Source organism: Pseudomonas sp. GM80 (assembly GCF_000282515.1).
Lineage (GTDB): Bacteria > Pseudomonadota > Gammaproteobacteria > Pseudomonadales > Pseudomonadaceae > Aquipseudomonas.
In genome coordinates this window covers 41,044-49,740 of record NZ_AKJD01000051.1, presented here as the reverse complement: position 1 = coordinate 49,740, position 8,697 = coordinate 41,044, and the positions used below count along the sequence as shown (strand labels likewise).

General features: G+C 59.3%; 6 protein-coding genes. 3 read left to right on the top strand and 3 right to left on the bottom strand.

Annotated elements, in window-relative coordinates; translation table 11 throughout:
* Positions 1 to 120: 120 nt before the first annotated feature.
* Genes PMI37_RS07540 through PMI37_RS07530 form a run of 3 tightly spaced genes read left to right on the top strand, consistent with a single transcriptional unit; the run spans position 121 to position 3,686 of the window.
* A complete protein-coding gene (locus PMI37_RS07540; RefSeq protein WP_008079596.1) occupies positions 121 to 780 on the top strand; it encodes a paraquat-inducible protein A in 660 nt (219 codons plus the stop codon).
* On the top strand, positions 767 to 1,390 hold the full coding sequence (locus tag PMI37_RS07535; protein ID WP_008079595.1) for a paraquat-inducible protein A: 624 nt from the start codon (positions 767 to 769) through the stop codon (positions 1,388 to 1,390). The genes PMI37_RS07540 and PMI37_RS07535 overlap by 14 nt, the downstream gene beginning before the upstream one ends.
* Positions 1,383 to 3,686, top strand: a complete 2,304-nt coding sequence (locus PMI37_RS07530) for a PqiB family protein (protein WP_008079593.1) — start codon at positions 1,383 to 1,385, stop codon at positions 3,684 to 3,686. Before PMI37_RS07535 ends, PMI37_RS07530 begins: the two co-directional genes overlap by 8 nt.
* 183 nt (positions 3,687 to 3,869) lie before the next feature.
* Here PMI37_RS07530 and mksF read toward each other — a convergent pair whose 3' ends face one another.
* The 3 genes from mksF to mksB are packed head-to-tail and all read right to left on the bottom strand — an operon-like array spanning position 3,870 to position 8,690.
* A complete protein-coding gene (gene mksF, locus PMI37_RS07525; protein WP_008079592.1) occupies positions 3,870 to 6,710 on the bottom strand; it encodes an Mks condensin complex protein MksF in 2,841 nt (946 codons plus the stop codon).
* Positions 6,707 to 7,408, bottom strand: coding sequence for an Mks condensin complex protein MksE (mksE, locus tag PMI37_RS07520; RefSeq protein WP_008079591.1), 702 nt, complete (start codon positions 7,406 to 7,408; stop codon positions 6,707 to 6,709). Before mksE ends, mksF begins: the two co-directional genes overlap by 4 nt.
* Positions 7,398 to 8,690, bottom strand: coding sequence for an Mks condensin complex protein MksB (mksB, locus tag PMI37_RS07515; RefSeq protein WP_008079590.1), 1,293 nt, complete (start codon positions 8,688 to 8,690; stop codon positions 7,398 to 7,400). Before mksB ends, mksE begins: the two co-directional genes overlap by 11 nt.
* Positions 8,691 to 8,697 lie beyond the last annotated feature (7 nt).

Here is an 8,697-nt window from a genome sequence, read left to right as displayed (position 1 = left end):
TTGGGGTTTTGTTTTGCCCGCAAGAAAAGTTTTTCAACTGCGATCAGCGAACAAATTTGCACAGTTATTTTCAAACCAGAACACTAGAATAGCCCCACCTTATTCGGAGCCAGAGCCTTTATGTCAGAGTCGGTTGACGCCCCCGGGCTGTCAGATTTACCGCTGGAAGACTTGGTGGCCTGTCACGAGTGCGACCTGCTGATGCGCAAGCCAACGCTTGCCCACGGCGAGAAAGCCCTCTGCCCACGCTGCGGTTACGAACTGTACGCTCACCGTCATAACGTGGTGCAGCGCAGCCTTGCCTTGGTGATTGCAGCGTTATTGTTGTACATCCCGGCAAACTTTTTGCCCATCATGCAGCTCAATATCCTCGGACAGTCTTCGCAGGATACGGTCTGGAGTGGCGTTCTCGGCCTGTTCAACACCGACATGCAGGGCGTTTCGATTGTCGTATTCCTGTGCAGCATGGCCATACCGCTGCTCAAGTTGCTGTGTCAGCTGTTCGTTTTACTGACGATTCGTTTCAACTTCGGCCGTAGCTACGGTCTGCTGCTCTATCGCATTTACCACCACCTCAAAGACTGGGGAATGCTCGAGGTTTACCTCATGGGCGTACTGGTGGCGATCGTCAAACTGGCGGACATGGCGGCGATTACTGTAGGCCTCGGGCTGGCGTGTTTTATCGGACTGTTGTTGGTACAGGTCTGGTTGGAAGTGGTGATGTCACCGCATCAGATCTGGCAGGCGTTATCAGGAGAAGACGCGCATGCGGGCGATTGATGCGGGCATTCTGGTCTGTACCGAATGTCATGAGTTAAACAGGCGGGAAGCGGACACCGACGAGCAAACCTGTACCCGCTGCGGTGCCTTGGTTCACGCTCGCCGGCCGAACAGCCTGACCCGCACCTGGGCGCTGCTGATCACGGCCGCGATCATCTATATTCCGGCCAATGTTCTGCCGATCATGACTGTCAGTTCTTTGGGGCAGGGTGATCCGAGCACCATCATGTCCGGGGTGATCCAGTTGGTGCAGCACGGCATGATTCCGATTGCCGCGGTAGTCTTTATCGCCAGTATTCTGGTGCCGACCTTCAAACTGGTCGGCATCGCGCTGTTGCTGTTTTCGGTGCAACGACGCCAGCCGTTGTCGGCGCGTCAGCGCATCTGGATGTACCGCTTCATCGAGTTCATCGGTCGCTGGTCGATGCTCGATATTTTTGTGATCGCCATTCTCGTGGCGGTCGTCAACTTCGGCCGGCTAGCCAGTGTCGAAGCCAATCTTGGCGCCATCGCCTTCGCCAGTGTGGTGATTCTGACGATGCTCGCCGCAGTAACTTTCGATCCCCGACTGATTTGGGATAACACGGAGTCGGACGACGACCATGACTGATTTGCCCGTAGCGAAAACCCGACCGGCCTCGAACTGGTCTGCCATTTGGGTACTGCCTCTGATCGCGCTGATCATCGGTGGCTGGCTCGGCTGGCGTGCCTATTCCGAAACCGGTATCGAGATCCAGGTCCGCTTCGAGAGTGGCGAAGGCATCCAGGCCAACAAGACCGAAGTCATGTACAAAGGCATGTCGGTCGGCAAGGTCAAGACGCTCAAGCTCGATGACGAGGGCAACTCCAAAGGCGTGATCGCCACCGTGGAGATGAACAAGGACGTCGAGCAATATCTTAAGACCAGCACGCGCTTCTGGCTGGTCAAACCGAGCGTGACTCTGGCCGGTATCACCGGACTGGAAACCCTGGTTTCGGGTAACTACGTCGCCATCAGTCCTGGTGAAGGCGAGCCGACTCGCAAGTTCAAGGCGCTTTCCGAAGAGCCGCCGCTGTCCGACGCCAAGCCTGGCCTGCACCTGACCATCAAGGCTGATCGACTCGGTTCACTGAGCCGCGGCAGCCCGGTGTTCTACAAACAGATCAAGGTCGGCCAGGTCAAAAGTTACCTGCTCTCGGAAGACCAAAGCACCGTTGAACTGAAAGTCTTCATCGAACCGACCTACGCCAAACTGGTGCGCAAACACACGCGTTTCTGGAACGCCAGCGGCATCAGCATCGACGCTAACCTGTCCGGGGTAAAAGTGCGCAGCGAGTCGCTCGCCAGTATTGTCGCTGGTGGTATCGCCTTCGCCACACCGGAAAACCGCAAGGACAGTCCACCGACCGATCCAAGCCTGCCGTTCCGTCTCTACGAGGATTTCGACGCCGCTGCTGCCGGGATTCGCGTAAAGGTCAAACTCAGCGACTTCGAAGGCCTGCAGGCTGGCCGCACGCCGGTGATGTACAAAGGCATTCAGGTCGGCAACCTGAAAGCTTTGAAGGTCGATCCGGATCTGAACAGCGCCACCGCCGAACTGACGCTTGATCCTTTGGCCGAAGATTATCTGGTCGACGGCACGCAGTTCTGGGTGGTCAAACCGTCGATTTCCCTGGCGGGTATCACTGGGCTGGAAGCTCTGGTGAAGGGTAACTACATCGCCGTACGCCCGGGTGACAAAGGCGCTGCACCGAAACGCGAGTTTGAAGCACGGCCGAAAGCGCCGCCACTGGATCTGCGCTCGCCGGGCCTGCACCTGGTGTTGTTCACCGATACCCTTGGCTCGATCGATGTCGGCAGTCCGATCCTGTACAAGCAGGTCAAGGTCGGTTCGGTTCAGAGTTATCAGTTCTCCAAGACGCGCAAGCAGATCATCGTTGGCGTGCACATCGAGAAGGAATACGAAAACCTGGTCAACGCCTCGACGCGTTTCTGGAACGTCAGCGGTGTCACCCTCACTGGTGGTCTGACTGGCGGGATTCAAGTTAAAAGTGAGTCGCTGCAAACCCTGATGGCCGGCGGTATCGCCTTCGAAACGCCGCAAGCCAAGGCGCCGCTGCAGAAGCGCATCCCGCGTTTCCGTCTGTTCGCCAATCATGACGATGCCAGTAAAAAAGGCAGCGTAGTGACGATCAAAGTCGATCGCGCCGACGGCCTCAGCAGTGGCACGCCGGTTCGCTTTAAAGGGCTGGACGTCGGCAAGATTGAAAGCGTCGATCTGACTGATGACCTGCAGTCGGTCATCCTCACCGCGCGCATCACTGAAGTGCCAGAAAAGATCGCGCGAGTTGGTAGTCAGTTCTGGGTGGTCAAGCCTGAGCTCGGCCTGATCAAGACCGAGAATCTGGAAACCCTGGTGACCGGCAAGTACATCGAAGTGCAACCGGCGGCGAAGAATCTTGGCCCACAGAAGAACTTTGTCGCGCTGGCCAATGCGCCGGAAGTGACCAAGCAGGAAGCAGGGTTGAGTCTGGTACTGAGCGCTGCCCGTCGTGGTTCGCTGAAGCCGGGTGTGCCGGTGACTTACCGTGAAATCACCGTGGGTAAGGTGACCGGTTATGAATTGGGCCAGACCGCAGATCGGGTGTTAGTGCACATTCTGATCGAGCCGAAATACGCGCCACTGGTGCGCAGTGGCAGCCGGTTCTGGAACACCAGCGGTGTTGGGTTTGATATCGGGTTATTCAACGGGCTGACAGTGCGAACCGAATCGCTGGAGACGGCGATTCAGGGCGGGATTGCTTTTGCTACGCCGGAGGGTGAGCGCATGGGCAACCCGGCGCGGGCTGAGCAGACTTTCCCGTTGTTCGACAAGTTTGAGGATGAGTGGCTGACGTGGGCGCCGAAGATTTCACTCGGTAAGTAAATCCTGCGGTGTTTGAAGTGGCGCCATCGCGAGCAGGCTCACTCCTACAGGGGAGCGAATTCCAACTGTAGGAGTGAGCCTGCTCGCAATAGGGCCCGTAAAATCAGCACTAATCCCAAGCCATAAAAAAGGGCCGCGATCCCATCAGATCGCGGCCCTTTTTTTGCCTTCAGTTAACGCCGATCAAACCGCATCCAGCGCCGGCTCATCCGCTTCAACATTCACCGTCGCCTTCACCACATCATGGCGACGGATGTACTTCCAGTCCGCCTCATCAATGTAGATACCCGCCGGGCCGCTGCCGCCTTCAAGGTCGATCGCGACACTGGCGCAGACCTGCGGCTTCACACTCGCCAGAATCGGTACGAAGCCCAGTTGCAGGCTGGTTTCCAGCAGTGCGGCCTGGTTCTTCTCATCGATATCCGCCGCCTCGTCGAGGTAGTACGGCAGACGCACGCGGCCGGCCAGATCGCGATCCATCAAGTGCAGCAACAAGTACATGTTGGTCAGCGCCTTGATGGTCATGGTCGTACCGTTGGACGCCGCGCCGTCGATGTCGGTGTGAATCACCGGCTGGCCGTTGACCTTGGTAATCTCGAACGCCAGCTCAAACAGATCCTTGAGACCGAGCTGGTTGTGGTTTGCCGCCACCAACCGCGCCAGATATTCCTTGGCCTCTTCGTTCTTGTTGTCCTGCTCGGCGCTTTGGCTGAGGTCGAACACCGACAGGGTTTCGCCTTCTTCGTACTGACCGGCGCTGTGGATGATCTGATCGATGTGCTTGAGCGCTTCCTTGTTCGGCGCGAGAACGATGCGGAAGCTCTGCAGGTTGGAGACCTGACGCTTGTTGATCTCGCGGTTGAACAGCGCCAGTTGGTGCTCGAGGCTGTCGTAGTCGCTACGGATGTTGCGCAAGGTGCGGGCGATGTCGGTGACCGCTGCACGACGGGCCTTGCCCAGCGTCAGCGCTTCATCGGTACGGTGCGCGTAAGCGTTGATCAGCAGCGACAGACGGCGCTCCATGTCGTCTTCGCTGTCGAACTTGGCCACGCCCTTGAGACGCACTTGCGCGTACAGCGCTTCGATCTGACCGTCAGCGCGCAGCAGACCTTGCCAGCTGTCCTGATAGTCGTTGAGAAGCGGCAGCAGGTTGTCCATCGAATCGTCGACCGGATCCATGAACGGCGTACCGAACGGCAGATCCGCCGGCAACAGCTGACGACGGCGCAGCGCATCGTCGAGCGTGCGTTGCTTGGCTTCCATGTCGGCGATCTGCCGGCCGACCAGTTGCAGCTTGGCCGACAGTTGCTGGACGCGTTCGGTGAAGGCATCGCTGGAACGCTTGAGTTCGTCCTGTGCGCCTTCCATCTGCGCCAGTTGCTCGAGCTTGTCGCTTTCTTCAGCGCTCAAAGTCTGCGTACGGCGGAAATCTTCCAAGGCTTTCTGCGCGTCCAGCACTTGCTGGTACAGCGCTTCGGTCTGGGTCTTGCTCGCGGCGCGGTCGGCAGCAACGGCCTGTTGGGTTTTCAGTTGCTTGAGTTCTTTTTCCAGACGCTCTTTCTGATCGCGCAACGCGGCACGGTCGGCCAGCGCTTGCAGGGCCGGCGGTTCGATATTGGAGATGTCGATGGACAGGCCCGGCACTTCGAAACGCTCGCCCTTGAAGCCATCAAGGATCAGCTCGACCGATTTGACCCACTCGCCATCGTCGTCGAGGGTGATGCCGTGTTCGCCCAGCGGCAGGCTGAACAGTGCGCTGTTGAACAGGCGCATCAGGCGCTCGACGTCCTGTTGCGAGAACTCTTCGCGCAGACGCGCATAGCTGTTGTTGTCGGCGTGATCGAGTTGCAGCTTCACCGACTTCAGGCGTTTTTCCAGATCGCGCAGACGCTCTTCGAGATCTTCGGCACTGAACTGACGCGATTGCGCCAAGGCACCGGCCAGTTCGTCGTGCGCGTCTTTGGCCGCGAGCAACTGTTGCTCCAGCACTTTGACGTCATCGACCAAGGCGAAGCGATTCTTCAACACCGACAATTCGCCGAGCCAACGCTGGATGCCGGAAATTTCCCGCTCCAGACGCATCAGTTCCTGGGTGCCACCGCGCTGATCGTTTTGCAGACTGTCCTGCTCGCCACGGTAGTGGTCGGCCTGAATGGTCAGCTCTTCCTTGCGCGCACTGGCGTAGTCCGACCAGGTGCCGAGCAACGAATCGAGCAGCGGCGACAGCCGATGCAGTTTGCCGCGCAGCACGTCGCGCTGTTTCACGCCGTTGGCCAAGGCTTCAACCAGCGGGCCGGCAGCGACCAGCGAGTTGTAGTCCTGTTCCATACGACGCACGTCGCGGAAGGCTTCTTCGCACGCGGCGATGTAGTCGACGCTGCCCGAACGCAGGCTGTGTTCGAAGGCATCAAGGAACAACTGCTTGAGCTTGGCCGCAGTGATTTCGCGCATGTGCAGCAGGTTGATGAACAGTGCGCGGAAGGTCTTCAGGCTCTGCTCGCTGGTGGAGCGCAGCGGGATCAGGGTCAGATCCAAAGGAATAGACGTGTGACCGCCCACCAGCAAACGACGCAGTTCATCCGGCTTGAGTTCGTAGGCTTTCAGGCCTTCTTTCTCAAGGTTGCTGAACAGCTCTTTCTGGCGCAGGCAGGTGTCGTTCTTCTGGTAATGCGCCAGATCGAGCTTGCCGGCGTAGGCGAAGAACTGGTGACCGAAACCACCGCCCGGGCCGCGCCCGACCACGCCGATCACGTGCGGGCCGTGCGGCAGGTTCACTTCGACAAGGATGTAACTGGTGTCGGAAGCGAAGTAAAAGCGCCGCGATTGTTCGAGGCTGTACTTGCCGAAACTCATGTCCGACATGCGCGCCAGAATCGGGAACTGCAAGGCGTTGATCGACGCCGATTTACCGAGGTTGTTCGCGCCGTAAACCGACAACGGTTCTTCCAGCGGAAACAGGCCGAGGCTGTAACCGGCGGTGTTCAAAAGGGCAAAGCGGCGGATGCCGTAGCGTTCCTGGCTCATGCGTCGGACTCCTGTTCTTCGGCAATGGCGCGGGCCAGTGCGTCTTCTTCGCTCTCTTCATCGAATTCGCTGAGATCGAGCGGATCGTCGGTTTCGAGGAATTTGGCTTCCGCCGCTTCGTCGATCAGCACCGGGGCTGGCAGCGGCAGAACGCTGTGTACGCTGGCTGCCAGATCGCGGTCTTGCTGCACCGACAGGCACACGTCGAGGAAACGGTGCATCGGCGGCAGGAAGCGATACACACCGTTTTCTTCGCCGGCGAAACCCAGTTGAGTCATGCGGCGCATGATCTTTTCTTCGAGTTCTTCAACGGTCTGCACTTCGGCCTGAATGAACAGGTCGCGGTACTTCTCCAGCAACGATGGCAGTTCTTCACGGCCGAGGCTGCCGCCATCGAGCACGGCGATCGGGTCGCGGCCCTGATCGGCCAGGTGCTCGACGAGGATGAAGGTGAACAGCGCCAGACGCTGGGCCGTCTTGTTCACCGCTGCTGCGGCCATGTCCGGTACGAAGTAGTAGAAACCACGGGTGTCGCAGACCAGTTCAAAACCCAACGCCTTGAACAGCGTGCGGTACTGATCCTGGAAGTTCGACAGCTGCGCGTACAGCTCCGGATCACGGCGACTGACGTGGTAACCCTTGAACAGCTCGCGGAAGATCGGCGCGAGTTGCGACAGTTCGGAAAGATCAAGTTGCATTTGAAGTACCTGCAGAGAGGGCGCTCGCAGAATCCTCGGCGGCGCTGTCGCTGGCCGAGAGCAGGGCGAAGGAGCGCAGGCTGACCTGGTGCTCGTGAGTGTGGTATTCGCGGCGTTCCAGACGCTCGCGCTTGAAGCGTTTTTCCCGCGACAGGCGCGAGAACCAGTAGAGCAATTCGTCGGTGGCGCCGTCCGGTTCTTGCTCGAGCAGCCAGGTCATCAGATCCGGCATCGGGAGGGCTTCTTCGCAACGGTCGACCATCTCGCGCACGGTGCGTGGCGCGCGGGGGGCTTCGCCTTTCTGGGTCTTGTGCGCTTTCGGGAAACGCGCCGGTTTCGGCTCGAAACGCGCCAACGCATACACGTAGGCTTCGACCTGACTGGCGCTGCCGAGGAAGGTGCTTTGCGGGCGGGTGAACAGCGGCATCGCCGCTTGGGGCACAGCGTCGATGCCTTTGCGGCGAATCGCTGCCAGAGCGAGCGCGGCACCACGGGTCACGGCGTTGTGCCGGCGCGCTTCTTCACGCAGCGGCAGCAGCAGTTCGCGGGCGTGACGCAACGTCAACTGAGCGCTGGTCTGCATTTCGAGGATGCGCGCGTGGGTGCGCAACAACATGTCGTCATCAACCAAGTGACCGAGGCGCTGTTGCTCGCTGAGCATCTTCAGCAACACGGTTTCGACCTTGCGCACGCCTTGTTCGAAGGCACCGTCGGCGTTCACCAGATCGATCATCGGCTCGACGTATTCGTCCCACGTCGCCAGCACTTCGGCGTAACGCTGACGCAGCGGAATCTGCCGGTCACTGGTCTTGGCGCGTTCGGCCACCGCCACCAGCGCCTGTTCGTCGTTGTCGAGTTTCTTCAGCACGTCACGCACGCGCATGTCGAGCAAACGCAATTGGCGCGCGAGGTCGTGGCCGTCGCGGATGTCGAAGGCGTCCTGGATGTAACCAGCCAGACGCTCGAGGTGGCGCAGATACGCTTCGATTTCCAGGCATAGGCCCAAGCGGTGTTCACGGCGCAAGTACGCGAGGAAGTCGTGAATCTGCGCGTTCAGCTCGAAACGGTTCGGGCTTTTCGCCACCGGAATCAGAATATCGAGGCGAATCCACACGTCGAGCAGGCTGGTGATGTCCTGTGGCGTGCTGTCCAGTTGTTGGGCGGCCAGTTGCGCGCGCAGTTCGTTGAGGCTCAATGTGCCTTGGTCGAAATGCTCGCACAAAGGCTCCAGAAGCGCCCAGTGTTCAGCGAGGGCGCGCAAGACGCGCTTGGGTTCGATCATCGGAATG

Bases quoted from the DNA above. Each gene is read 5' to 3' on its own strand.
- PMI37_RS07540 (WP_008079596.1), top strand. From the start codon at position 121: ATGTCAGAGTCGGTTGACGCCCCCGGGCTGTCAGATTTACCGCTGGAA.
- PMI37_RS07535 (WP_008079595.1), top strand. From the start codon at position 767: ATGCGGGCGATTGATGCGGGCATTCTGGTCTGTACCGAATGTCATGAG.
- PMI37_RS07530 (WP_008079593.1), top strand. From the start codon at position 1,383: ATGACTGATTTGCCCGTAGCGAAAACCCGACCGGCCTCGAACTGGTCT.
- mksF (WP_008079592.1), bottom strand. From the start codon at position 6,710: ATGAGCCAGGAACGCTACGGCATCCGCCGCTTTGCCCTTTTGAACACC.
- mksE (WP_008079591.1), bottom strand. From the start codon at position 7,408: ATGCAACTTGATCTTTCCGAACTGTCGCAACTCGCGCCGATCTTCCGC.
- mksB (WP_008079590.1), bottom strand. From the start codon at position 8,690: ATGATCGAACCCAAGCGCGTCTTGCGCGCCCTCGCTGAACACTGGGCG.